A 23,390-nucleotide genomic window follows, 5' to 3' on the forward strand; every position below is an offset into this window, starting at 1 on the left:
CTCATGGCAGACCAACAAGCCACCGCTTTGCTCGGCGCATTCGCCAAGTTTTTCCCCAACGCCACCACCATCGGCTCGTTCGTCAATGGCGAACTGGTTGAAGGCTCGGGTGAGTCGAACATCGACATCGTGAACCCGGCCACCGGCCAGACCGTGCTGACCTATCGCGATGCGGGTGCCGCCGTCGTGGCGCAAGCCGCCGATGCCGCGCAAGCTGCACAAAAGACCTGGTGGGCGCTCACGCACGCCGCGCGCGGTCGTGTGATGCAAGCCGTCGGTGCGAAGATTCGCGAAAACGCCGAAGCGCTTGCCCAGCTCGAGTCCATCGGCGCAGGCAAGCCGATCCGCGATTGCCGTGGTGAAGTCGGCAAGGTGGCGGAGATGTTCGAGTACTACGCTGGCTGGACGGACAAGTTCTTCGGCGATGTCATTCCCGTGCCGAGCACCCACCTGAACTACACGCGTCGCGAAGCCATGGGCGTGGTGCTGCAAATCACGCCGTGGAACGCGCCGGTCTTCACGTGCGGCTGGCAACTGGCCCCGGCGATCGCCATGGGCAACGGCGTGTTGCTCAAGCCGTCGGAACTCACGCCGGCCAGCTCGCTGGTCGTTGCCGCCCTTGCCGAGCAGGCCGGTGTGCCGCGCGGTCTCATCAATGTGCTCGCCGGCTTCGGCCATACGACGGGCCAAGCTGCGATTTCGCATCCGGTCGTCAAGAAGGTCGTGTTCGTCGGCTCGCCCGCCACGGGCAGCAAGATCGCCACGGCCGCTGCGCAACGTCTGTTGCCGAGCGTGCTGGAACTGGGCGGCAAGTCGGCCAACATCGTGTTCGACGACGCCGACCTCAAGCGTGCCTGTCTCGGTGCGCAGGCCGCCATCTTCTCGAGCGCGGGTCAGAGCTGTGTGGCCGGTTCGCGTCTGCTGGTGCAGCGCGGCGTGTACGACCAGATGATCGACATGCTCGCGCGTGGCGCGGAAAAGATTCGCGTGGGCGAGCCGATGGACGACACCACCGAAGTCGGTCCGATCTGCAACCGCACGCAGTATCAGCACGTCATGAACATGATCGACGCGGGCGTCGAAGGCGGCGCGCGTCTGGCCGCCGGTTCGCAGCAACGCAGCGACGGCGGCTTCTTCGTGCGCCCGACCGTGCTGGCCGATGCCAATAACGCGATGGGCGTGGCCCGCACCGAAATCTTCGGCCCGGTGGTCGTCGCGATTCCGTTCGACACGGAAGAAGAAGCGCTGGCGATTGCGAACGACAGCGAGTTCGGTCTGGCCGGTGCCGTCTGGACTCAGGACGTGGCCCGCGCGCACCGTGTGGCGTCGCAGGTCAACGCCGGTACGTTCTGGATCAACGGCTACAAGACCATCAACGTCGCCTCGCCGTTCGGCGGCTACGGCCACAGCGGTTATGGCCGTTCCAGCGGTGTGGAAGCGCTGTATGAGTACACGCAGACGAAGAGCGTCTGGGTCGAGACGGCTGCCAACCCGGCCACGCCGTTCGGCTACGTCTGAGCGTGACACCCCGGGTGGCCGGGGGCGAAAGCCCGCAGTCGCCCGGTGGGAATTGCTGTCATCGTGCGTTCAGTTGTCGGGAACGCGTGGCGATAGGGCAATAAATGGGTAGTGAGTTTGCCGGGCACCGGTCGTGAGACGTTGTCCGGCATGCGAGCGTTTCAGCCTGCGGGACAGGGGGCCGAAACGGTGTTTTTGACCGCGTATAATGCCGCCCTCGGGTGGTTCGGCGCGGGGGATTGATTACGCTGTTGCTGTCACTAGGGTCTGTTCACATTAATACGGGCTCGTGTTGCCCGGCCAAAGGGGCGAGCGCAAGGAATGAGCCGAAGCGAATGTCGGTAATATTCGCGAGGATCATGACGCCGCGATCGCCCCTTTGGGTGGACAACCCGAAGGGAACGTGCCCTACCGGCCGTCTGGCGGCGTTGCCCGCAGCTTGCTTGGGGCGACCAAGCAAGCTGCGAGCGCCTTGCCAGCCAGCCGGTAGAACACGTTCACGAGCCCGTATTAATGTGAACAGACCCTAAGGTATGCCAACATGGCGGGCGTTCAGCCGCCATGCCCCAAGAGTTCGCCGGTGTATCCCGTCAGGATCGGATCGACGGAGTGGACCGGACGGACGGCGTGCCGAACTTCCTTAACTACCGAAATGGTGGCCGACCCGCCGAATAGCTCGACGGCGCACGGCATCGGACCGGCTCAATAGCAAGTGCAGTGGAGACCCAGATGGCAGTCATGGAACAAAAAGCGGCCAAGCCGCAGGGAGGCGCCTTCAGCGATGGCGTGCGCCTGTATGTTTGGGCAATCGTGATCCTGGTGGTCGCGGAGCTGATCGGTGCGATCAGCATCAATGCCGGTCACGGCAAGATCGTGTTGTTGCCGATGGTCTGGGCCTTGTTGCTCGGCGCGGCATTGGGCCTGTCGCAGGCGCGCTTGCCGCGTTTCGCACAGATCGACTTGTCGATGCAGCACAAGGCAGCCGCCATTCTGCAACCGGCGCTGCTGCTGTTCGTGGCAAAGCTCGGCCTGCTCGTGGGCGGCTCGCTGCCCAAGCTCGTGGCCGCCGGCTGGGCGCTGGTGTTCCAGGAGTTCGGCCACTTCGTCGGCACGATCATTCTGGGCCTGCCGGTCGCACTGATGCTTGGCATCAAGCGCGAAGCCATTGGCGCGACCTTCTCGGTCGGCCGTGAGCCGAGCCTCGCGATCATCGGCGAAAAGTACGGTTTCGATTCGCCGGAAGGCCGTGGCGTGCTGGCCGAGTACCTGACGGGCACCATCTTCGGTGCAGTGTTCATCTCGCTGTTCGCGGGCTTCGTCGCCAGCCTGAACCTGTTCCATCCGCACTCGCTCGCCATGGGCGCCGGTGTGGGCTCGGGTTCGATGATGGCCGCTGCTGCGGGTGCGATTGCCGCACAGCAGACGCCGGAAGTCGCCAAGGAAGTCGCCACGTTCGCCGCTGCGTCGAACCTGATCACGACGACCATCGGCACGTACTTCACGCTGTTCATCTCGCTGCCGCTCGCCGTGTGGGGCTACCGCGTGATGGAGCCGGTGCTGGGCCGCATGAGCAAGCGTGGCCGTGCCAACGCCGAAGCCGCTGCCGTGGCCGACGCCGAAGCCGCCAAGGAACTCAAGGAAGCCAGCAAGGCGCACACCGTCGAGATGAACTTCGGCGCACGTCTGTTCGCATGGTTCTTCTCGGGCGCCCTTGCGCTGGTCGGCAACAGCATGGCCTTCAAGACGCCGTTCCTCGACGGCGTGCCGGGCATGCTGATCATCATCGGTGCCGTGCTTGTGGGTGAAGCGCTGTACTTCGTCACGCGCCGCAAGGTGCCGGCCGTGTGCTGGGTGTCGCTGATCGCGATGTTCCTGACGTCGCCGGCCTTCCCGTTCGCGCCAGTCGTCGAGCAGTTCACGGGCAAGATCAACTTCCTGTCGCTGGTCACGCCGATGCTGACTTACGCCGGTCTGTCGGTTGCCAAGGACGTGCCCGCCTTCCGTCGTCTGGGCTGGCGCATCGTGGTTGTGTCGTTCCTCGCGAACGCCGGTACGTTCCTTGGTGCCGCGATCATCGCCGAATTCTTCCACGTGTAATGCCTGATGGCGAACGCGCGACGGTGACAGGTCGCGCTTTCGCAGGCAGTCGGAAGACGCAATAGCTGGAATGCTGGAAAGCGAAGGGCCGGGTCCTGCGGTATGCAGGCCCGGCCCTTCGTGTTTTAAGGCGGAGGCAAATCATGGCTTCGTCGTAGCGGCGTCAGCCTGCGCCCGGTCGTGATAGTAGCGACGGAAGAAGCTGCGGATTTCCGCGGCCGAGAGCTTGCCGTCGCGATTGACGTCGATCTCGTCGAAATGCTGGTACAGGAACGGCTCCGAGGCGGCGGCTTCGTCGCGGCTCAGATAACCGTCGCCATCCTTGTCGGCCGCCTTGAAATAGCGCTCGAACGTGGCGCGACGTGCCTGCAACTGGCTGCGTTGATACGCGGCCCATTCGTTGCGGTCGATCTTGCCGTCGTGATTGGTATCGATGGCGTCGAACGAACGCTGCAGGTACAGGCCGAGTGCGGCGTTCTGATCGGCGGCGTCGCCGTAGTCCGGGCCTGCCGTGGGCGGTGGCGGCGGATTCGGCGTGGTCGGCACGACACCGTTGACGGGCGGCATGCCCGACTGTGCGAAGCTCGGCATCGCGGCCAGCGACAGGGCGGCCACGCCCGCACAAACGGTCACGACAGCGAGGGTCCGGCGGCCGAGGCGTCGTGTCTTGAGCGTGCTAAGCGTACGCTGGCGAAGGGTGTCCTGGGAGTTCATAGCTCGCTTCTCCTTATTGCATCGTCAGTTGAGCGGGGGCCGTGCATCGCCCCTTAATGACAGCAGTCGGCTGCCGTCGGCCTTCGGCATGGATCAGCGACGACGGCGATCGTCCGTGATGACATTACCGATCACGCCGCCGACGACGGCGCCGCCCACGGTCGTGCCGAGGTCACCGCCGGAGATGAGGGCGCCGCCCAGTGCGCCGACGCCAGCGCCGACTGCGGTATTACGCGATTCGCGCGGGGTCATCCCGCCGCAACCGGCCAGCGTGCCGATGAGCGCAGCGCCCACGAGGATCGGGGCGACCGAGCGCGAAAGACGTGAGATTTGCGAGATCCGTCGTTGTGTGGTTTTCATGACGCATGACTCCTTCGGGTGGGGCGCCAGGCCCCGGGATATCCGCAAGCAGTTCGCGGTCCGTCGGCTTCGACTCGCTGCCAGATGGCGCACCGCCTGCTGTTCGTAAATTCGTTGATTCGACGTTGATGGCTGACGTTCAGTGGGCTGTGGCCGAGCCGTTCTCCGGCGCGGCCACGCCGTCGGCCGGGTTCGATTCCCGATAAGCCGGCGGAGGCGGGGGCGGCGGATACGGTCGTCCCTGTGCATCTGTCGGATACGGGCGGCCATAAGCGTCCGTCGGCGGATAAGGGCGACCGTAGGCGTCGGTGTTCGGGACCGGTGCCGCGGGGGCTGCATACGGGCTGCACGCAGAACCCGGCGCATACGGCGGTGGCCCGCAGTTCGGATCCGCCGATCGATATGACGGATTCGTACTTTCGATACCTCGGTACGGCAGTCGCGGCTGAGGCGGCGCTTCATACGCGCAACCTGCCAACGTCAACATTACCGACGCGAGTCCGACTGCTGAGGACACCTTGGCAATGCGCGACTTCATGTCACACGCCACCTCTGTATTGGCAACACCTTCACGGTTCATTCTCATCATGACCTCCGTTCGAGCGCGGTGTTTGTCCCGCCCTTCGCCATCATGGATTGCGTGAATCGAAACGATCCACCCAGGTTGGACGCAGATTGTGGGATTTGGATCGCTGCATCTTGTAAATCTTTGTAATTGCTTCGCGATGCACCGTTTCACGCGGCTTTGAGGGCATATTGCGCTGCACACAACACATCTCATATTTCATGCAGTCCGAAGTAATGTAGGAGTGCGCTGACGGTGTATGCCTACGGATCGAACAAAATGTGCTTAAGCCGAAGGCGTGAGCGTCGGATACGTGAAGTGCGTACTCATATGGGTATCTGCCGATTTCGGAGCGCGATTTTCGTATTCATTTTGTATTCGCGTTCATATACGAAACTTCCGGTGCGTCGATGCGCTTCCCATGCGAGAAATGCATGACATCGAAATTGTTCAATTTTGAAATATCGGATGGGCGACGTCGGCGGCAAAGCGGTTTTCCGGCGGCATGCGGCCAACTTGCGATAACCCCACGCATTACGCGATGTCTGTCATCGTAATTCGCGTCGTGTGCGTGGAAATACCGGGAAAGTCCGGGGGAGTGTTTGCGCTTAGTTTTCGCCGCAAGCTGCGTTTGCGCTGGCATACTGTGCGCGCTGACATTGTGTATCGATGTCAGCGGACGTTGAGAATTAACGATCGAGGTGCCCCGCCTAACGGTGCAGGCTCACATATGCCACAAGTCAAGAAAGAAGACATTCGTCTCGCCATTCTCGAAGCCTCGCATGCCCTGTTTCTCGAAAAAGGGTATGTGGACACCACAATGGTGCAGATCGCCAAGCGTGCAGGAATTTCGCACGCGAACATTTACAGCTACTTCACTGCGAAGCTGCAAGTCTTCTTCTGCGTCTACGACAAATGGTTCAAGGCGCGTATCACGACGCTTGAATCGGAAGTCATGTCGGCACACGGCGCGCATGCCCGCATGCGCACGCTGCTCGCTGGCCTGCTAGTCGACACGCCGAGGCTCGACAACGGCTTCTCGCACAATCTGGTGCAGGCGCTCTCCACGGTGACGCCGGGCGATCCCTACGATCCGTCGTTGCTTCAGTGGTTCAGGGAGCGCTTGTCGGCGATGCTGGCGGCCTGTGCGCCGAGTCTGGCGCGTGATGGTGTGCGACGCGCACGTCTTATCGACATGCTCGTGCTGACCTTCGACGGGTGCCTCGTGAACCTCCATGTCAACCCGGCCTCGCTGCCGGACGTGGCCATGCTCGAGGAGTACGTTGCTGCCTTCCTGTCGACGGAGCCCGCTGAGTCGGCGCCTGCGCCGCAGGGGGCAGATTCGGTGACGGCGTCCGGAACGACTGCGACAGCCTGAACAGGACGCCGATGCGATCACTTCCCTGGACAGCCCTTAATCTCGGACGAAAGCTCAAGTTTCACCAGCTTCAGGTCTTCGACCGCGTGCTCGAAACGGGTTCGCTCGTGCGCGCCGCTAACGAAACCGGACTTACGCAGCCTGCGGTGAGCAAGATCGTGCATGAGCTGGAAGCCTGTTTCGAAGGCCCGCTTTTTGTGCGCAGCAATCGCGGCATGCAACCGACCGAACTCGGCGAGCTGCTGGGCCATCGCGTGAAATCGCTGATGGCCGAATTGCGCTACCTGACGGACGAAGTGAACGCGTTCAGTGCGGGCACGAGCGGGCATGTGATTGTCGGCACGCTCATTTCGGCCGCCGCCGACTTGTTGCCGCGCACGATCGCCATGCTCAAAGAGCGTACGCCGGGCGTGCTGGTGACGGTGCGTGAAGCGACGACTGCACAGCTCTTTCCGGCGCTGGCCAGCGGCGATCTGGATATCGTGGTGGGACGCTTGCCCGAGCGCTCGCTGCCGGTGGCCAACGCCTTCGCACTGACTCACGAAATTCTCTTTAACGAATCGCTTAGCGTGATCGGCGGCAAGCGTCACTGGACGCATCTGCCGGACCGTGTGCCGCTCGCTGAACTGCGCGAAGGCGCGTGGATTCTGCCGGTGCCCGAGTCGCCCTCGCGTCTGGCGGCGGAGCGTCTGTTTCACGATGCCGGGCTCGCGTTGCCGGAAGACGTGGTGGAATCGCTCTCAGTGCTCACCAACATCGGCCTGATGCTGGAGACGCCTCGCGTCGCGCTCATGCCGCGTGCGGCGGCCACACCGTTCGTGGAGTCGGGCTTGCTGCGCGTGCTTGCCGACACGATGTCGGGCAGCTTTGGCGACGTCGGCTATTCGCTACGCGCGGACAAGTCGCCCAGTCCGGCCTGTGCGCGCTTCGTCGCCTGCTTGCGCGAGGCATGCGGACTTAAGCCGTAGCGGTCGTGGAACACAGAAAAAGGGCGTGCCGAGGAATCGGTACGCCCTTTTTTCATCCCGCGACGCAAGGACTTACAGGCGCGCGAGCGAAGACACCAGCCCCGGGTTCTGTTGGACCAGCCGTATCAGGCAGGCGGCCTGGGCGTTCGGGCGTGCACGCCCTTGCTCCCAGTTCTCCAGCGTTCGGGGATTGGTCCGGAGATAGTGGGCGAAGACGTTACGGGACATGCCCAGATGTTTGCGCAGGGCAAGCAACTCGTCGGGGAAGACTTCCAGCTTGGGAAGCGGTGTACGCGGCAGCTCCTTGATGTTGAGCGGGAGGTCCGCAGGGAGCCCGTTCTTGACGTGAGCAGGCTCGGCGGGCGGCGGCGCACCGGTGTCCTGCGTGAGCAGCCAGCGGAAGGGATTCGAAGGCGTATTGGTGTAAGCCATAGTCCTGACCGGTGTCGTTAGTTGTGGATCGGGTGCGCTTGCAAAGGCAATCAAGCGGAGCCGATTGCACCACATCCATTTGCTGGGTGCTTTCACAAAACACTCCCGATTTTCGCGTCTGACACCTATCGAGTACTACGCACCTCGTGGAGACGAGGTGCCGTAGAGTGTACGCAGACAGGGGATGCGCGTGGCTTGGCTTGCGCCTCAGACCCCGAGGTAGGCCTGCAATTCCGGCAACGACTGACGCAGCTTCGACGAGTCGCCTTGCCACGCCACACGGCCTTTATCGACGATGTAGTGCTGGTCGCCGAGTTCGAGCATCGGTGCCAGATTTTTGTCGATGCAGAGGATCGACAGGCCGCTGCCTTTGAGTTGCTTCAGACATTGCCAGATTTCACCGCGAATGAGCGGAGCGAGGCCTTCCGTCGCTTCGTCCAGAATGAGTAATTTCGGATTCGTCATCAACGCACGGCCGATGGCGAGCATCTGTTGTTCGCCGCCGGACAGATTGCTGCCGAGGTTTTTCTCCCGCTCGCGCAGACGCGGAAACAGGCCGTAAATACGCTCGAGCGTCCACGGCGACGCCGCGCCATGCCGGTTGCCAGCGGTCGCCACGAGGTTTTCGCGCACGGTGAGCGTGGGAAATATCTGACGGCCTTCGGGGACCAGTCCCATGCCCGCCCGCGCAATGCGGTGCGACGGACTGGCGTGTACCGGTTGCCCGTCGAACACGATCTCGCCGCGTGCGGGGCGCATCAGCCCCGTCATCGACCTGACGGTGGTCGTCTTGCCCATGCCATTACGCCCGAGCAGGGTGACGAAAGCGCCGCGCTCGATGTTCAGTTGCATGCCGAACAGCGCCTGACTCGCGCCGTAGTACGACTCGACGCCGGATAAAGACAACAAGGTGCTCATGCTGTCGCTCCCAGCATTTCGTTGCGGGTTTCGTCCCCGAGATAGGCTTCGCGTACACCCGCGTCGCGGCGGATGGTGTCGGCGTCGCCGCAGGCGATAGCACGTCCGTAGACGAGTACCGTGATGCGGTCGGCCAGCGCAAACACGGCGTCCATGTCGTGTTCCACCAGCACGATGCCGTAGTCGCCCTTGAGGTCGGCAAGCAGGTGCGTCATCTGTTCGGACTCGGCCTGAGACATCCCGGCCATCGGTTCGTCGAGCAGCAGCAGTTTCGGTCGGCCAGCCAGTGCCATCGCCAGTTCGAGCTGACGGTGTTCGCCGTGCGCAAGCGCGCTGGCGGGGACGTTCATGCGAGCGGCCAGCCCGGTGCGCGCCAGTATTTCGCGTGCGGGTTCGACCAGTGCCGCTTCGCGGATCGCGGGACGCCAGAAGCCGAAGCTATGCCCCTGCATCGCCTGCACGGCGACGAGCACGTTCTCCAGCGCCGTGAATTCCCGGAAAACCGAGGTGATCTGATACGAGCGCGCCAGCCCGGCACGCGCACGTTGCTCGATGGGCACCGAGGTGATGTCGTGCCCGTCGAAATGAATGCTGCCTTCGTCGGAGCGCAGCTCGCCCGCCAGTTGGCCGATGAGCGTGCTCTTGCCCGCGCCGTTCGGTCCGATGATGGCGTGCAGCTCGCCCGGTGCGACGTCGAGACAGAAGTGATCGGTGGCGGTCAGTCCACCATAGCGTTTGACCAGTTGGTCGACATGAAGGAGGCTCATGCTTTGCCCTCCACGGTGCGCGTGCGACGCGACAGACGCACTTGCAGGTCGCCCAGCAGTCCGTACAGACCGCGACGCGAGACCAGCACCGCCACAACGATGAGCGGCCCGAAGATGATCATCCAGTGCTCTGTCATGCCCTTGAGCCATTCCTCGATGAGCAGCATCGCAGCGCTGCCCAGCACCGGCCCGAAGAACGAGCCGAGGCCACCCAGCACGACCATCACAATCAGTTCGCCCGAAGCGGTCCACGCCATATAGGCGGGCGAGACAAAGTGCGTGAGATTGGCGTACAACATGCCCGACACGCCGCAAACCATCGCGCTGATGACGTAGGCCACGAGCTTGTAACGCAGCGTCGGGTAGCCGAGGGCGCGCATGCGGCGGTCGTTCTGACGCGCGCCGCGAATCACCATGCCGAAGCGCGCTTCGACCAGACGGCGGCCCGCCCACACGCACAGGCACAGCACGGCGAACGCGACGTAGTACAGCACCGCCGGGTCGTCGAGCGTCACACTCCCGAAGCGGCTGCCCGCGTTGACGGGCAAGCCGTCGTCGCCGCCGTACTGCTTCAGGCTCACGGCGAGGAAGTAGAACATCTGCGCGAACGCCAGCGTGATCATGATGAACGCGATGCCGGTCGTGCGCAGCGACAGCAGGCCCGTGAGCGCGCCGACGAGCGCGCACAGCACCAGCGTCACGCCCAGATGCAGGAAGCCGTTATCGATGCCGTGGAAGCTCATGATGCCCACGACGTAAGCGCCGAGGCCCAGATACAGGGCATGCCCGAAGCTGACCATGCCGCCGTAGCCGAGAATCAGATCGAGCGAGACGGCGGCGATGGCGAACACCACGATGCGGCCGAAGAGGGTGAGGAAGAACGGTTGCTGAGCAAACGTCGCGTAAATGGGCACCAGCGCCAGCAGGACTAGCAGCAGTATCGGCACGGCGGTGCGTAGGTTGAGTTTCATTTCCATCGTTTCCATCGTCAGCCGTGTTTCACCGGGAAGAGACCTTGCGGACGCACCGCGAGGACCGCCGCCATCACCAGATAGATCAGCATCGACGCCAGCGCGGGACCGGCGGTGTCAGCCGTGCTGCGCTCCATCATGCTGCGCAGTATCGAGGGCAGGGCAGTGCGGCCCAGCGTGTCGACCACACCGACGATGAGTGCTGCGAGGAACGCCCCGCGCACCGAGCCGATGCCGCCGATCACGATCACGACCATCGTCAGAATCAGGATCGGCTCGCCCATGCCCGGCTGCACCGACAGAATCGGCCCGGCCATGAGACCGGCAATCCCGGCGAGAATCGCGCCCAGCCCGAACAGCAGCGAATTGAGCAGCACGATGTTCACGCCGAGCGCACCGACCATCTGCCGGTGCGTCGAGCCTGCACGGATCAGCATGCCGATACGGGTGCGGTGAATCAGCAGGTAGCAGCCGAGCGCGACCACGAGTCCCACCACGATGATCAGGAAGCGATAAGCCGGATAGTCGAGACCGAAGAGGTTGACCGTCCCGGACAGCCATTCGGGCACTTCCATGTAATACGGCGACGGGCCCCAGATCATGCGCGCCAGTTCATTGAAGAACAGGATCAGACCGAAGGTCGCGAGTACCTGGTCGAGGTGATCGCGGTCATAGAGCGTCTTGAGCGCGACGAACTCGACGATCAGGCCGATCAGCAGCATTGCCGGAATGATCGCAATGGCGGCCAGCGCGAACGACCCGGTGTAGTTGTAGACGGTGGCGGCGATAAACGCCCCCATCATGTACAGCGAGCCGTGCGCGAGGTTCACGAAGTTCATGATCCCGAACACCAGCGTGAGTCCGGCGGCCATCAGGAACAGCAGCACCCCGAGTTGCAGTCCGTTCAGGCACTGCATGATGAAAAGCGTGAGGCTCATGTCGCCTCCCGGGGCAGGCCCATCTGACGGAAGATGGCTTGCGTGAGCGGGCTTTGCACGTCGTTCAGCGTGAGCACGATGTCGAAGTGGTTCGTGCCCGGCATCGGGACGTACTCGCCCGTGTAACCCTTCTCGCGCCACGCGGCGAGATAGTCGTCGGTCTGGCGCTTGAACTCGGGCGTCTCGGTCTCGCCGTAAGACACGACGAGCGGGCAGCCGCGCACCGGCAGGCGCAAGCACGGGCTGTTGCGTTGTGCGTCGTTTGCCGAGAGCTTCATCCATTCGTTGATGTGCGTGAACGGAATCGGCGTGAGGTCGAACAGACCGGACAGCGGCGCGGCGCCCGCGACGACATCTTCAGGTACACCGTATTCGGCATGCCAGCCCTGCGCGAGCAGCATGCCGACGAGATGACCGCCTGCCGAACTGCCACAGATGTGAATGCGGCGTGCGTCGCCGTGATGCTCGCCGATGTGACGATGGACCCACGCGAGTGCGCGACGCGTCTGGTCGACGATGGTGTCGAGCGACGCGCCCGGCGCGAGTGAGTAGTTGATAGTGACGACCGTGGCACCCGCTTGCGTGAACGCCGGAGCCATGTTGCTCGAATCGCTCTTGTTCAGCGCGCGCCAGTAGCCGCCGTGAACGAAGAAGAACACCGGCGCGCCGGGCTGCGGCGCGGGGAAGATGTCGAGCGTTTCGTCGGGGTGGTCCCCGTAGGCGACATCGAGCACGCACGGCACGGTGGCGCGGGCGTGCGCGCTCTGCTCGGCGTATTGCGTGAGGATGTCGAGAATGTTGGGGGTGGTGGCGCGAGCGTTGTACTGAACGTCCAGCTCGGCTTCGTCGAAATTGCGGTAGCGCTTCATAAACCCTCGATAGTGCTCAAAGACCGCGGGGGCTGGGCGCCCCCGCTTTACTGCATTGCACAACGTTGAGCGGCTTACGAGCGGATCTTGCACATCGACGCGAGGTTGGCGCGCGTCTTGATATCGATCTTGCCCTTGTTCGCGAAGGCGGCACCGCTGGCGTCCTTCACCACATCCACGCGATAGAACGGCGCGATGGGGAACTGGTTGCTGGCGAACTTGAACGATCCGCGCACGGACTGGAAGTCGGCGGACTTGAGCGCGGCGCGCAGCGCCTCGCGGTCGGTCACGCTGCCTTTCGTCTTGGTGAGTGCGGAGTCGATCAGGTTCGCGGCGTCGTACGACTGCGCGGCGTACATCGACGGCACGCGGTTGTACTTCTTCTGGAAGGCCGCAACGAATTGCTTGTTCTGCGCGTTGTCGAGGTCGGGCGAGTAGGGGGCGCTGGTAATGCTGCCTACGGCCTGTTCCTTCAGTGCGGGCAGGGTCGAACCGTCGATGGTCGACACGGAGATCAGCGGAATCTTGCCGAGCAGACCGGCCTGGCGGTACTGCTTGACGAAGTTCACGCCCATGCCGCCCGGGTAGAACACGTAGACGGCGTCCGGCTTGGCGGCGGCGAGTTGGGCGATTTCAGCCGAATAGTCGGGCTGGTTGACCTGCGTGTACACCTCGTCGACGATCTGGCCCTTGTAGTCGCGCTTGAAGCCGTTCACGGCGTCGCGTCCGGCCTGATAGTTCGGGGCCATCACGTACATCTTCTTGTAGCCGAGATCGGTCGAGAGCTGACCGCCGGCTTCATGCAGTTCGTCGTTGTCCCACGAGGTCGAGAAGAAGTTCGGCGAGCATTGCTCGCCCGCAATCGGCGTCGGGCCGGCATTCGAGCCGACCATGACCACGCCTGCGTTCGTCACGTTCTTGTGGATGGCCATCATGACGTTCGAGAACGTCACGCCTGTAATGAGCGAGACCTTGTCGCGCTCCACCAGCTTGGTCGCGGCCTGCACGCCGACGTCCGGCTTGAGCTGGTCGTCTTCCTTGATCACCTGCACCGGCACACCGCCGAGCTTGCCGCCCTTTTGCTCGACGGCGAGCATGAAGGCGTCGTACTGGTCCTGCCCGAGCGCGCCGCCCGGGCCGGAGAGCGTGCCGATGAAGCCGATCTTCACCTGAGCATGGGCACCGCCCGATGCGAACATCGCAGCAGCGGCTGCGATGGCACCCAGCACGGCGATGGCTTTGCGTTGCGTGGTCTTCGTTCCCGTCATCATGGTCTCCAAACGATGAATTCAAGCACTGTCAGCTGCGGACTCGCGCCGGGATACTTGACCGCTTCTTCACGTCGGTCATGGCAGGCCAGGCGCGTCAGACTAATTCAAAACTTCCAGAATTGTTTAAGCATCAAATATTTCTATGCCCAGCCTAAACGACGCCTTTTGCGTAGGCAAGCATTTTCAAAAACACCTCGGGAAAGCACCAGTTACAGCCCGAAGAACTCCAGTGCGTTCCCGGCCAGAATGCGGTGCCGCGCGTTGTCGTCGAGGCCCGGCTGATCGGCCACCAGACGCCCGATGTCCTGTTCGCCGAGCGGGAACGGGTGGTCGGAGCCGAGCATGATGCGCTCCACGCCCATCGTGTCCACGAGCAGACGCAGGGCGCGCGGATCGAACACGGCGCTATCCACGTAGAAGCGGTCCAGATAGTGCGACGGCGGGTGCGGGCTGTCGGCGCGCACGATGTCGCGGCAATGCCAGGCGTTCTCGGCGCGGCCGAGCAGGTAAGGGAAGGCGCCGCCACCGTGCGCGAAGCACAGCTTGAGCGAGCGCGGCAGGCGCTCGAACGCACCGGAGAGGATCAGCGATAGGATGGACAGTTGCGTCTCGGCGGGCATGGCCACGAGCCACGGCATCATCCACTTCTTCATACGGCCGTCGGTCATCATGTCCCACGGATGCACCAGCACGGGGATGTGCTCGTCGCCGCAGTGCCGCAAAAACGCCACGAGCTGTTCGTCGTCCAGATCTTTTTCACCGAGGTGGTTACCGATTTGTACGCCGACGTGGCCGGTGGCCTTGGCGCGCGAGGCTTCGGCGCAGGCCAGGTCGAGGTCTTGCAACGGCACCTGCGCCATTGCCTTCAGACGGTTCGGGGCGTAGGCGCAGTGCTCGAGCGCGAGGTCGTTCATGCGCTGGACCCAGTCCATGACGGCGCGCCCGTCGTAGCGATAGCCGAACATGATCGGCGTGGCGCATACGACTTGCAGGTCGACGCCGTGGCGGTCGAGTTCTTCGATGCGCAGCGACGGATCCCACAGGGCGCGGTAGACCGGACGGAAGGCGCGATTGTCCAGCATGATGTTGCCGGTCTCGCCGCCCTCGTCGATCCGCAGCCACGGGGCGGTGGCGGCGTCGAGGCGGGCCGCTTCTTCCTGCGTGATGCGCGGGAAGAAGTGGGCGTGCATGTCGATTTTCTTCATGACGTGACGTGTGAGTGTCTGTGTGCCTGAGTGACGCGGCCGATCAGGCCGACGTCGCAGTAGTCTTGGGTTGTGCTGCGCGGCCCGGATGGATCTCGCCGCAGCCGGGGCAGCGACGCAGCGATTCGTTACCGTAGAACGCCTCGAAGAGCGGCGGCAGATCGGTCACGATGCTCTTGAGTTGGACTTCCACGCGGTGCACCAGCGTGCCGCAGCTCAGGCAGTACCACTCGAAGCCGTCGAGCAGACCGGCCGGGCGCTGGCGCTCGATCACGAGGCACAGACTGCCTTCCTCGGGACGCTGCGGCGAGTGGCGCACATGCGGCGGCAACAGGAAGATGTCGCCTTCCTTGAGATCGATGCGCTCGGGCTTGCCGTCGATCCAGAGATTGACCCAGGCATTGCCCTTGAACTGATAAAAGAACTCTTCGAGCGGATCGTCGTGATAGTCGGTGCGATGATTCGGACCGCCGACGACCGTCACGATGAAATCGCTGTCCTGCCAGACCTGCTGATTGCCGACCGGCGGCTTGAGCAGGTGCGCGTGATCGTCGATCCAGCGCTGGAAATTGAACGGCTTGCCATACGTCAACATGCTTGTCTCCCGGGTCATGTCGCGCGATGTTATGTGTGTCAGTCTGCGTGAGCGAAGGCTCAGCGTGCGCGCGGCGAATAGGCCACGCACTTGATTTCGATGAGCAGCAGCGGATGCGGCAGCTGATGCACGGCGACCGTCGTGCGGGTCGGGCCGTTCTCGTCGAAATACTCGCCGTACACCTCGTTGTAGCCGCCGAAGTCGTTCATGTTCACCAGGAACGAGCCGACTTCGACGACGTCCGCCAGTGTCGCGCCCTCGCTCGCGAGAATGTCGCGAATGTTCTCGATGACGGCGCGCGTCTGCTCGCGAATGTCGAGCTGCGTGACGCCCAGCGCATCGACCTGCGCGCCGGCATACGAGTTATCGGGGCGTCGCGAGCTGGTGCCCGAGACGAACAGGAAGTCGCCTGCGCGTTTGATGTGCGGGAACTTGCCGCGCGGCTTGGCCTTGCCTTCGACCACGCGGGCCTGGGTGTCTTGCGATGCGCTCATGGATTCGAGTCTCCGTTGTGTTCTTGTCATGGGACGGCGCGCGGGTGCGACAGCCTCGACCCCCATCGAGATTGCCGCACCGTCGCCTCCCTACATGGCTCTGACGTACCGCGTTGTTTACAGCTTGATGCAGATGTTCGTGATTTCGGAATAAAAATCGAGCGAGTGACGTCCGCCTTCGCGACCGAGGCCCGAGAGCTTCACGCCGCCGAACGGCGTGCGCAGATCGCGCAGGAACCACGTATTGACCCACACGAGGCCCGTCTGGAACTGACGCGCCACGCGGTGCGCGCGCGACAGGTTCGTCGTCCACACGCACCCGGCCAGGCCGTAGTCGCTGTCGTTCACGCGGCGGATGACTTCGTCTTCGCTATCGAACGGGGCGACGTGGCACACCGGGCCGAAAATTTCTTCGCGTACGCAGCGGGCCGTGTCGGGGAGTCCCGTCCAGACCGTGGGTTGGACGAAAGCACCTTCGTCGCGGGCGTCGCCAAAGGTCGGGACACCGCCGCCGGTGACTACCGTCGCACCTTCTTCGACCGCAAGTTGATAGTACGAGAGCACTTTCTCGCGATGCTTGCGGGAAACGAGCGGGCCCATCTGAACGCCTTCTGCGTCCGGTGCGTCGATGCGCAGCGCGGCGGCACGCTCGGCGAGGGCGGCGACGAAGCGATCGAAGATCGGGCGCTCGACGTAGACGCGCTCCGAGCACAGGCAGACCTGGCCTGCGTTGGTGAACGACGAACGCACCACACCGTCGACCGCTTTGTCGAAGTCGGCGTCGGCGAACACCACGGCAGCGTTCTTGCCACCCAGTTCGAACGAGATTTCCTTCACGCCGTCGGCCACGGCTTTCATGATCGCGCTGCCGGTGCGTGACTCGCCGGTGAAGGTGATGGCGGAGACGTCCGGATGCTTGGTCAGAAACTCACCGGCTGAGTTGGGACCGAAGCCGTGCACGAGGTTGAAGACACCGGGCGGCACGCCAGCGGCGTCCATAACTTCGGCAAGCAGCGTGGCGGACGAAGGCGTTTCTTCCGAGGGTTTCGCAACGACGCAGTTGCCCATGGCCAGCGCCGGGGCGACCTTCCACGTGAAGAGCAGCAGCGGCAGGTTCCACGGCGAGATGATGCCGATCACGCCGAGCGGCTTGCGCGTCACGTAGTTCATGACGTCGCCGCCGTCGGCTGCGCGCATCTCATAGACTTCGCTACCTGCGGTCTTGATGAGGTCCGCAAACATACGGAAGTTGGCGATGCCACGCGCGATGTCGAGCGTGCGGGCCTGTTCCTCGGGGCGGCCGGTGTCGGCGACTTCGGCCGCGACGAACTCGTCGAAACGTGCCTGAATGCCGTCGGCGATACGGTGCAGCACGGCGGCGCGTTCGGCGGGCGTGGTCTTGCCCCACGGGCCGTCGTGCAGGGCGCGACGGGCGGCGCTCACGGCGCGGTCGACGGTGGCGGCATCGGCTTCGCACACTTTCGCGACGAGGTGGCCGTCCACCGGGCTGACGTTATCGAACTGGCGATCGGTGGCGACGAACGCACCATCCACGTAATGCCGCAGCAGCGGCGCATTCGCAAGGCTCACGAGGTCTCCTGGAGCGGATTGTTTTGCGGGGCGGCAGGTCGCCGGTGACGCCGTGCAACGTAGCGCCACGGCACAACCGCCGGATGCTCACAAGTCTAGGCAACCGTCGATATAAAAAATAATGAAATCTATCGTGGCGTCTATTCCTTAATGGAATAGATGAGGGGAAGGCGCTGGTGGGACTTCCGGGACGTCTCCCCTGCATTCGTTAGGATGCCGCCCGAACGGCACCAAAGTCGTATCGAAAGCCGAAGATCTGCGGAGGTCTCATAAAGTGATGCGCCGCATAGAGGCCAGGATGGAATCTCCTACCACCTGAAGGAGATTCGTCATGATGGAAGTTACCCAGCAGTCAACTGTGCCTGTCGATGTCGCCTCGCAGCAGGAGCCGCCGCCGCAGGCGCGGGGGCAAGAACATATCAGCACAGACTTCGCCGGTGCTGCGCACCTCGCGAATCAGAGTTCGGCAAATGTAACGACAGAAGGCCTTAGTGCTTGTCGGGACTATATGGACACGCCGCCGTATTCCCACTATGCCCTGGCGAGTGCTCAAACAAGAACCGATACGGGTGGGAGCAACGCGTACCTCGGCGGCAAGTTCGTATTCGGCGAGGGTGGGGAAACGGTTTTCATACCGTCACCGGACACCTGCACTGGAACCCCATACGGTGCGAGCGGGCTCGGGTTTGCCCGCGATGTACACCGTTCGATCGCTCCGACATATGAGGGACCAGACGACCATTGGGAGGATGGCGCGCCACGCAATATCGATATGCTTGGACGGCGTGGAAAGTGGCCAGCACCGCCGCCATGGGGATTGCTTTCGGATGGCCAGCGAGCCTATCGGATAGGCAGTGGTGGGTTTGGCGGTAACGCACCGCTCGAGGGTGAGCGCAACAACGGCGGGGGGATGGGCGATCTTTTTGACATGACGGATGTGCAAGGATATTCGGCGGGCCTGCAAACCCATCGGATTGCAGGCGCGGGGCCTTCGGGTGTTTGGCCCGACGATCGCCTGTGGGACGGAGATTTTTCTCAAGTAAGGCACGGAAGATTGTCTTCGACGGGTGAGCAGCCACCCCGGGTGCACGCCACGTTCAATGTCGCCGCAAACGTGCCAGTGAGCGTTCAATTTACGACCCCGGAAAGCTCTGATGCCCGTCAAGGATCGAATCGACAGATTCCCACAGGTTATTCGCAGCGCGTCGCGACGGGCACCGATCAGGGGAGACACCTTCTGGCCGCACCCCGAAACGGTGCTGTCGGTTTCGCCGCGGCACCATCGACTCAAGCGGCGCCGCCGAGTGACCATCATATCGACGAGCCCACCCAAAAATTCGTTGCCGAGTGGTCGGCGGTGATCGGCAAAGGGCCCGAGATTAGCAACCAGTTCCTTATGGGGATAATCGACAACTCCGTCACAGCAGTCAAAAATAGGATCCACGCGGGGCTGGAGCGTGCATTGATCATGATGCTCGGACAGATGGCCGAGCATCTGAGATTTCCGACGCTCAAGAAGCTTCTCACGCAACCGAACGACAATACCTTGGACCTTGTCGAGAAGCATCTGCCGGATATCGGCAAGGTGATCCCAGAAAAACAAAAGAAAGAACTGACTGACCTTCTGGAAAGCGTTGGCATCAAGTGGCCGAAGTTGTTTGGCTGAAGCAGCGCGTATTCGTACGCCCCATGCGACGCCGCTTATATGCTGGCGTCGCATTGTCACAGCTATTACCGCCGATCCTGATGGGACGGCTCCCGCCGCATTCGTTGGGACGCCGCCTGAACGGTGTGCACGCCGTGTCGAAAGCAGAAAATCTACGGACGTCTCATGAAGTGATGTGCCGCATAGCGGCCAAGATGGAATCTCCTACCCCCCGAAGGAGAACCGTCATGAACATTGGAATCACCCCCACAACGTTGTCTACCGTTGTCGCCTCGCAAGAGTCACCGCAGACGCAGCGGCCGGAACACATCAGCATAGACTTCGCCGGTGCCGGACACTCTGCGAATGTGGGGGGAGGCATGCCATATGCCCTGGATATTGGAGGCCAGAATGCCCCGGAGAGGCTCCTTCCGACAGCCACTGGAGCCGGTGCTGCGAATGTCGCGGCCGCCCCGAGTCAAGCGATGCCGCCGAATGCCAGTCGTATCGACGCGAACAACGAAAAATTCCTTGTCGATTGGGCGAAAGCGGTCACAGAGGGGCCTGACACTTGGGACAAGTTCTATCTGGGAGTCATCGGAAATTCCGTCGCTGCGGCCGAAGCGAGGCTCCACACGGGGCTAAAGAGTACATTGATCACGCTGCTCGACAAGCTGCCCGAACATCTGAGACTGTCGGCGCTCACGCAGCTTCTCACGCACGGGAAAGGCAATACCCTGGACCTTGTCACGAAGTTTCTGCCGACGATCGAGGAGGCGATCCCTGAAAAGGATAAGAAAGCACCGACCGGCCTTCTGGATAGCATTGGCTTCAAGCCGGAAAAGGCAACTGCCTGAAGCGGTGAGCAATCGCACGCCCCATGCGACACCGCACTCATGTCGGTGTCGCAGTGGCTAGCGCAATCCCCCGCGCCTCAACGATGCGAATCGTGACTCACACGCGCCCGCGCTTCACGCAGTTCGCGCGGATCGCGCTCCTTGCCTATGGCTGCTGGGGGCAAGTCGCTGTCCAGACATTCGACCAGATGGGCGTTGAGCACGGCAGCCAGCCCTTCTCCGCCGCGTCGCATCACGTAATTGTGGTTCCAGCGGAACAACGGTCGGGCCAGCGGCGCGAGCTTGTTCATCCACTCACGCCGCGTATGGACGTCCCACGCATAGCGCACCACCGTAATCGAGCCTTCCGTCTCGAAGCGCCAAACCCCCGTGCCTTCGGCCTCGCCCGTGGCGACACTGCGCACCTCGCGCATCGGGTCGATGTGCGTGATGCGGGTTTCGAAGGTCAGCGAATAGGGCAATGCCCCGTGCCAGGTCAGTTCACGTACGGCACCGACGCCGTCGGCGTCCCCCGGATCGAGCGTGCGCACCTCCCGCACGCAGGGCCACCAGCGGGCCCAGTGGTCGACGTCCCGTAGCGTGTCCCAGACTTCGTTCAGCGGCGCGGTGAGCCGCCACAAGGTGAGGAAGTGATAGTCGTTCATGGCCGTTCCCGGTCGTGGGTGGTGAGTGTCCTCATGCCGTGATGCCCCCCGTCGAGAGGGGGGATTTTCAGTATAGGCGGCATCCCGAAGAGCGTCGGAAGGCCCGTTTCGATAGCCGCAAATGACTACGTCCGGGTGGACAAGGCGCCGATCCAGCGTCCATGAGGTTTCCCGGACTGTCATGAATCCGTCAAATTGTCTCCATAGAATCCCGGAGTGAAAACGTTTTCGTAAACGTTTACATTTGCGTAAAATCCGTCAACTTCAAAATTCGACGGTCCAGATAAAAGGAGCGGGTGTGGCTGATATTCGGGATGTGGCGCAGCGGGCAGGCTGTTCGATCGCGACGGTGTCGCGCGCGCTGAATTCGCCGCAACTGGTCCGTCCCGAGACGCTCGCCCGCGTGCAGGCGGCCGCCGCCGAACTCAAATTCCGTCCCAACGCGCTGGGCCGCCAACTGCGTGGCGAGCGCACCGGCCTGATCGGCGTGATGCTGCCCACGCTCGGCAACCCGGTCTTCGCCGATTGCCTCGAAGGTATCGAAGCCGCTATCGATGGCACGGGCCGCCGTCTGCTGCTCGTGACCACCCAATATGATCCGGAGCGCGAGCGCAACGCCATCGAAACCCTGCTGCAACAACGGGTCGACGGCTTGCTGCTGACGCTCGCCGATGCCGAACACAGTGCGCTCGTCGACGACCTCGCGGCTGAGGGCGTCGCGTGCCAGCTAGTCTACAACGACGCCCCCGAGCGCCCGTGCGTGTCCGTGGACAACCGCGCAGCGGCCGCGCAGGGCGTGAACATGCTCATCGAAGCCGGACATCGCGACATCGTGATGGTGACGGGGGCGCTGCATGCGTCCGACCGCGCCAAGCGGCGCTATCTCGGCTACGGCGACGCCATGCAGGCCGCCGGTCTCACGCCGTTGCCCGCGTTCGAAATCGACTTCAACAGCGGGGCACGCGGCGAACGGGTGCGCGAATGGCTGGCGCAACTTGAGCGCGACGGCGCGCGCCCCACGGCGCTGTTCTGCTCCAACGATCTGCTCGCGCTCGGTGTCATGCGCGCGCTGCGCGAAGCCGGTCTGCGTGTGCCGGACGACATCTCAGTCCTCGGCTTCGACGGCCTCGCTGTGGGCGAACTGCTCTCGCCGACGCTCGCGACCGTGGTGCAGCCCAGTGTGGAGATCGGCCGTCATGCGGCGCAGCGTCTGCTTGCTCAGATCGATGGACGCGTAGGGGCCGCCGGTGTGACGGCGTCGCACGACCCGTCGCTCAGCCACGCCCTCATCCTGCCGCACGAGATTCGCCGGGGCGGCACAGTGTCGGCCCCGCCCGCCAGACAAGCATGACGATACGCACCACCGATTTCGAAGCAATCGCAGCACTGTGCAGTACGTAGGACCCCAGTACTAGCAAGCAAGAAAGTGGCCGACGACCGACTCCATCAAGAGAGTGCGGCATTGGCCGAGGCAATCAGGCATCGGGCCGCAAGGCCTGTACCACACGGTAGAAACGTAACCTGCGGCGGCACACGCGTGCCGCCAACGCTCAGACTTTCAGGAGCCCAGAAATGAAGCTTTGGATCACCCGCGCCGCTCGCACGCTGGCGTTGTTCACCTTGCTCGGCGCTGGCGCCGCGCATGCCCAGCAGACGGCGATCTGCTACAACTGCCCGCCGGAATGGGCGGACTGGGCCGGTCAGGTCAAGTCGATTGCACAAGACACCGGCATTCGTGTGCCGCTGGACAACAAGAACTCGGGACAAGCGGTCGCTCAGCTGATCGCCGAACAGAAGGCCCCGGTCGCCGATATCGTCTATCTGGGCATCACGTCGGCTATCGAAGCGGCGAAGAAGGGCCTGCTCGCGCCGTACAAGCCTGCAAACTGGGATCAGGTGCCTGCCAACCTGAAGGATCCGAACGGCATGTGGACGACGATCCACTCGGGTACGGTCGGCTTCTTCGTGAACCGCGATGCCCTGGAAGGCAAGCCGGTGCCGCGTTCGTGGGCCGACCTGCTCAAGCCGGAATACAAGGGCATGGTGGGGTATCTGGACCCGAGCAGCGCCTTCGCAGGCTACGCGGCCGCGATTGCCGCCAACCAGGCGCTCGGCGGTTCGATGGACAACTTCGGCCCGGCCATCAGCTTCTTCCAGAAGCTCAAGGCCAACGCGCCGATCGTGCCGAAGCAAACGGCATATGCCCGCGTGCTCTCGGGTGAAATCCCCATCCTGATCGACTTCGACTTCAACGCTTACCGCGCCATCTACAAGGACCGCGCCAACGTGCAGTTCGTGATTCCGATGGAAGGTTCGGTGTCGCTGCCGTACGTGATTGCGCTTGTGAAGAACGCGCCGCACGCCGACAACGGCAAGAAGGTGATCGATTACACGCTGTCGGACAAGGGCCAGGCCCACTGGGCGCAAGCGTTCCTGCGTCCGGTTCGCGCCAGCACCATGCCCGCCGATGTCGCCGCGAAGTTCCTGCCTGCTTCCGACTATGCCCGCGTGAAGCCGGTCGATCTGCAAAAGCTTGCCGCACAGCAGGACGCGTTCGGTCAGCAGTATCTGAAGAACGTGCGCTAAGTCCTCGC

At 63.1% G+C, this 23,390-nt stretch carries 22 protein-coding genes; 8 read left to right on the forward strand and 14 right to left on the reverse strand.

Annotation, left to right across the window (positions count from 1 at the left end; translation table 11 throughout):
* Positions 1-3 precede the first annotated feature (3 nt).
* Positions 4-1,518 (forward strand): aldehyde dehydrogenase family protein, encoded by a 1,515-nt coding sequence (locus PCO31010_RS21680; RefSeq protein WP_150666089.1) that lies wholly within the window; start codon positions 4-6, stop codon positions 1,516-1,518.
* 729 nt (positions 1,519-2,247) lie between these two features.
* On the forward strand, positions 2,248-3,615 hold the full coding sequence (locus PCO31010_RS21685; RefSeq protein ID WP_150666090.1) for a DUF3100 domain-containing protein: 1,368 nt from the start codon (positions 2,248-2,250) through the stop codon (positions 3,613-3,615).
* 141 nt (positions 3,616-3,756) lie between these two features.
* Here PCO31010_RS21685 and PCO31010_RS21690 read toward each other — a convergent pair whose 3' ends face one another.
* Both PCO31010_RS21690 and PCO31010_RS21695 read right to left on the reverse strand, forming a co-directional pair.
* On the reverse strand, positions 3,757-4,329 hold the full coding sequence (locus PCO31010_RS21690) for an EF-hand domain-containing protein (RefSeq protein WP_150666091.1): 573 nt from the start codon (positions 4,327-4,329) through the stop codon (positions 3,757-3,759).
* Positions 4,330-4,422: 93 nt separating this feature from the next.
* Positions 4,423-4,689 (reverse strand): glycine zipper 2TM domain-containing protein, encoded by a 267-nt coding sequence (locus PCO31010_RS21695; RefSeq protein ID WP_246184715.1) that lies wholly within the window; start codon positions 4,687-4,689, stop codon positions 4,423-4,425.
* A 1,295-nt stretch (positions 4,690-5,984) separates the two neighbouring features.
* Between PCO31010_RS21695 and PCO31010_RS21700 the strand changes: the two genes are divergently transcribed.
* Both PCO31010_RS21700 and PCO31010_RS21705 read left to right on the forward strand, forming a co-directional pair.
* A complete protein-coding gene (locus tag PCO31010_RS21700; RefSeq protein ID WP_174985030.1) occupies positions 5,985-6,632 on the forward strand; it encodes a TetR/AcrR family transcriptional regulator in 648 nt (215 codons plus the stop codon).
* Between the two features lie 11 nt (positions 6,633-6,643).
* Positions 6,644-7,600 carry a LysR substrate-binding domain-containing protein gene (locus tag PCO31010_RS21705; protein WP_150666093.1) on the forward strand — a complete coding sequence of 319 codons (957 nt, stop codon included), beginning with the start codon at positions 6,644-6,646 and terminating at the stop codon, positions 7,598-7,600.
* Between the two features lie 72 nt (positions 7,601-7,672).
* Here the strand turns inward: PCO31010_RS21705 and PCO31010_RS21710 are convergent, their stop codons facing one another.
* The 11 genes from PCO31010_RS21710 to PCO31010_RS21760 all read right to left on the reverse strand — a co-directional run bounded on the left by PCO31010_RS21710 (position 7,673) and on the right by PCO31010_RS21760 (position 17,650).
* Positions 7,673-8,032, reverse strand: a complete 360-nt coding sequence (locus PCO31010_RS21710; RefSeq protein ID WP_150577059.1) for a helix-turn-helix domain-containing protein — start codon at positions 8,030-8,032, stop codon at positions 7,673-7,675.
* A 207-nt stretch (positions 8,033-8,239) separates the two neighbouring features.
* A complete protein-coding gene (locus PCO31010_RS21715; RefSeq protein WP_039396980.1) occupies positions 8,240-8,950 on the reverse strand; it encodes an ABC transporter ATP-binding protein in 711 nt (236 codons plus the stop codon).
* The gene (locus PCO31010_RS21720) at positions 8,947-9,717 is read right to left on the reverse strand and encodes an ABC transporter ATP-binding protein (protein ID WP_150666094.1); all 771 of its coding nucleotides are present in this window, start codon (positions 9,715-9,717) and stop codon (positions 8,947-8,949) included. Before PCO31010_RS21720 ends, PCO31010_RS21715 begins: the two co-directional genes overlap by 4 nt.
* The gene (locus PCO31010_RS21725) at positions 9,714-10,688 is read right to left on the reverse strand and encodes a branched-chain amino acid ABC transporter permease (RefSeq protein WP_150666095.1); all 975 of its coding nucleotides are present in this window, start codon (positions 10,686-10,688) and stop codon (positions 9,714-9,716) included. The genes PCO31010_RS21720 and PCO31010_RS21725 overlap by 4 nt, the downstream gene beginning before the upstream one ends.
* A 17-nt stretch (positions 10,689-10,705) precedes the next feature.
* Entirely contained in the window at positions 10,706-11,626 is a 921-nt protein-coding gene (locus tag PCO31010_RS21730) for a branched-chain amino acid ABC transporter permease (protein WP_150666096.1), read from the reverse strand.
* Positions 11,623-12,495: an alpha/beta hydrolase gene (locus PCO31010_RS21735; protein WP_150666097.1), complete on the reverse strand. Its 873-nt coding sequence runs from the start codon at positions 12,493-12,495 to the stop codon at positions 11,623-11,625. Before PCO31010_RS21735 ends, PCO31010_RS21730 begins: the two co-directional genes overlap by 4 nt.
* 74 nt (positions 12,496-12,569) lie before the next feature.
* Entirely contained in the window at positions 12,570-13,763 is a 1,194-nt protein-coding gene (locus tag PCO31010_RS21740; protein WP_150666137.1) for an ABC transporter substrate-binding protein, read from the reverse strand.
* Positions 13,764-13,975: 212 nt separating this feature from the next.
* Positions 13,976-14,971, reverse strand: a complete 996-nt coding sequence (locus PCO31010_RS21745) for an amidohydrolase family protein (RefSeq protein ID WP_150666098.1) — start codon at positions 14,969-14,971, stop codon at positions 13,976-13,978.
* Between the two features lie 43 nt (positions 14,972-15,014).
* Complete coding sequence (locus tag PCO31010_RS21750) at positions 15,015-15,566, reverse strand: 3-hydroxyanthranilate 3,4-dioxygenase (RefSeq protein WP_150666099.1); 552 nt, start codon at positions 15,564-15,566, stop codon at positions 15,015-15,017.
* Between the two features lie 59 nt (positions 15,567-15,625).
* Positions 15,626-16,060, reverse strand: coding sequence for a RidA family protein (locus PCO31010_RS21755; RefSeq protein WP_150666100.1), 435 nt, complete (start codon positions 16,058-16,060; stop codon positions 15,626-15,628).
* Positions 16,061-16,177: 117 nt separating this feature from the next.
* Positions 16,178-17,650 carry a 2-hydroxymuconic semialdehyde dehydrogenase gene (locus PCO31010_RS21760; protein ID WP_150666101.1) on the reverse strand — a complete coding sequence of 491 codons (1,473 nt, stop codon included), beginning with the start codon at positions 17,648-17,650 and terminating at the stop codon, positions 16,178-16,180.
* Between the two features lie 331 nt (positions 17,651-17,981).
* Between PCO31010_RS21760 and PCO31010_RS21765 the strand changes: the two genes are divergently transcribed.
* Together PCO31010_RS21765 and PCO31010_RS21770 are read left to right on the forward strand one after the other, a co-directional pair.
* Positions 17,982-19,316, forward strand: a complete 1,335-nt coding sequence (locus PCO31010_RS21765; protein WP_150666102.1) for a hypothetical protein — start codon at positions 17,982-17,984, stop codon at positions 19,314-19,316.
* Positions 19,317-19,543: 227 nt separating this feature from the next.
* Positions 19,544-20,152: a hypothetical protein gene (locus PCO31010_RS21770; RefSeq protein ID WP_150666103.1), complete on the forward strand. Its 609-nt coding sequence runs from the start codon at positions 19,544-19,546 to the stop codon at positions 20,150-20,152.
* A 77-nt stretch (positions 20,153-20,229) separates the two neighbouring features.
* On the opposite strand, the gene PCO31010_RS21775 is transcribed toward PCO31010_RS21770, so the two are convergent.
* Complete coding sequence (locus PCO31010_RS21775) at positions 20,230-20,796, reverse strand: SRPBCC family protein (RefSeq protein WP_150666104.1); 567 nt, start codon at positions 20,794-20,796, stop codon at positions 20,230-20,232.
* Positions 20,797-21,094: 298 nt separating this feature from the next.
* On the opposite strand from PCO31010_RS21775, the gene PCO31010_RS21780 reads away from it, so the two are divergent.
* Together PCO31010_RS21780 and PCO31010_RS21785 are read left to right on the forward strand one after the other, a co-directional pair.
* Positions 21,095-22,147, forward strand: coding sequence for a LacI family DNA-binding transcriptional regulator (locus tag PCO31010_RS21780; RefSeq protein WP_150666105.1), 1,053 nt, complete (start codon positions 21,095-21,097; stop codon positions 22,145-22,147).
* Positions 22,148-22,368: 221 nt separating this feature from the next.
* Positions 22,369-23,382 carry an extracellular solute-binding protein gene (locus tag PCO31010_RS21785; protein WP_150666106.1) on the forward strand — a complete coding sequence of 338 codons (1,014 nt, stop codon included), beginning with the start codon at positions 22,369-22,371 and terminating at the stop codon, positions 23,380-23,382.
* The last annotated feature ends 8 nt before the right edge of the window (positions 23,383-23,390 follow it).

This window comes from Pandoraea commovens, from assembly GCF_902459615.1.
In the GTDB taxonomy this organism is placed as follows: domain Bacteria; phylum Pseudomonadota; class Gammaproteobacteria; order Burkholderiales; family Burkholderiaceae; genus Pandoraea; species Pandoraea commovens.

Coding starts and splice junctions, on each gene's coding strand:
- PCO31010_RS21680 (WP_150666089.1), top strand. CDS start 4: ATGGCAGACCAACAAGCCACCGCTTTGCTCGGCGCATTCGCCAAGTTT.
- PCO31010_RS21685 (WP_150666090.1), top strand. CDS start 2,248: ATGGCAGTCATGGAACAAAAAGCGGCCAAGCCGCAGGGAGGCGCCTTC.
- PCO31010_RS21690 (WP_150666091.1), bottom strand. CDS start 4,329: ATGAACTCCCAGGACACCCTTCGCCAGCGTACGCTTAGCACGCTCAAG.
- PCO31010_RS21695 (WP_246184715.1), bottom strand. CDS start 4,689: ATGAAAACCACACAACGACGGATCTCGCAAATCTCACGTCTTTCGCGC.
- PCO31010_RS21700 (WP_174985030.1), top strand. CDS start 5,985: ATGCCACAAGTCAAGAAAGAAGACATTCGTCTCGCCATTCTCGAAGCC.
- PCO31010_RS21705 (WP_150666093.1), top strand. CDS start 6,644: ATGCGATCACTTCCCTGGACAGCCCTTAATCTCGGACGAAAGCTCAAG.
- PCO31010_RS21710 (WP_150577059.1), bottom strand. CDS start 8,032: ATGGCTTACACCAATACGCCTTCGAATCCCTTCCGCTGGCTGCTCACG.
- PCO31010_RS21715 (WP_039396980.1), bottom strand. CDS start 8,950: ATGAGCACCTTGTTGTCTTTATCCGGCGTCGAGTCGTACTACGGCGCG.
- PCO31010_RS21720 (WP_150666094.1), bottom strand. CDS start 9,717: ATGAGCCTCCTTCATGTCGACCAACTGGTCAAACGCTATGGTGGACTG.
- PCO31010_RS21725 (WP_150666095.1), bottom strand. CDS start 10,688: ATGAAACTCAACCTACGCACCGCCGTGCCGATACTGCTGCTAGTCCTG.
- PCO31010_RS21730 (WP_150666096.1), bottom strand. CDS start 11,626: ATGAGCCTCACGCTTTTCATCATGCAGTGCCTGAACGGACTGCAACTC.
- PCO31010_RS21735 (WP_150666097.1), bottom strand. CDS start 12,495: ATGAAGCGCTACCGCAATTTCGACGAAGCCGAGCTGGACGTTCAGTAC.
- PCO31010_RS21740 (WP_150666137.1), bottom strand. CDS start 13,763: ATGACGGGAACGAAGACCACGCAACGCAAAGCCATCGCCGTGCTGGGT.
- PCO31010_RS21745 (WP_150666098.1), bottom strand. CDS start 14,971: ATGAAGAAAATCGACATGCACGCCCACTTCTTCCCGCGCATCACGCAG.
- PCO31010_RS21750 (WP_150666099.1), bottom strand. CDS start 15,566: ATGTTGACGTATGGCAAGCCGTTCAATTTCCAGCGCTGGATCGACGAT.
- PCO31010_RS21755 (WP_150666100.1), bottom strand. CDS start 16,060: ATGAGCGCATCGCAAGACACCCAGGCCCGCGTGGTCGAAGGCAAGGCC.
- PCO31010_RS21765 (WP_150666102.1), top strand. CDS start 17,982: ATGATGGAAGTTACCCAGCAGTCAACTGTGCCTGTCGATGTCGCCTCG.
- PCO31010_RS21770 (WP_150666103.1), top strand. CDS start 19,544: ATGAACATTGGAATCACCCCCACAACGTTGTCTACCGTTGTCGCCTCG.
- PCO31010_RS21775 (WP_150666104.1), bottom strand. CDS start 20,796: ATGAACGACTATCACTTCCTCACCTTGTGGCGGCTCACCGCGCCGCTG.
- PCO31010_RS21785 (WP_150666106.1), top strand. CDS start 22,369: ATGAAGCTTTGGATCACCCGCGCCGCTCGCACGCTGGCGTTGTTCACC.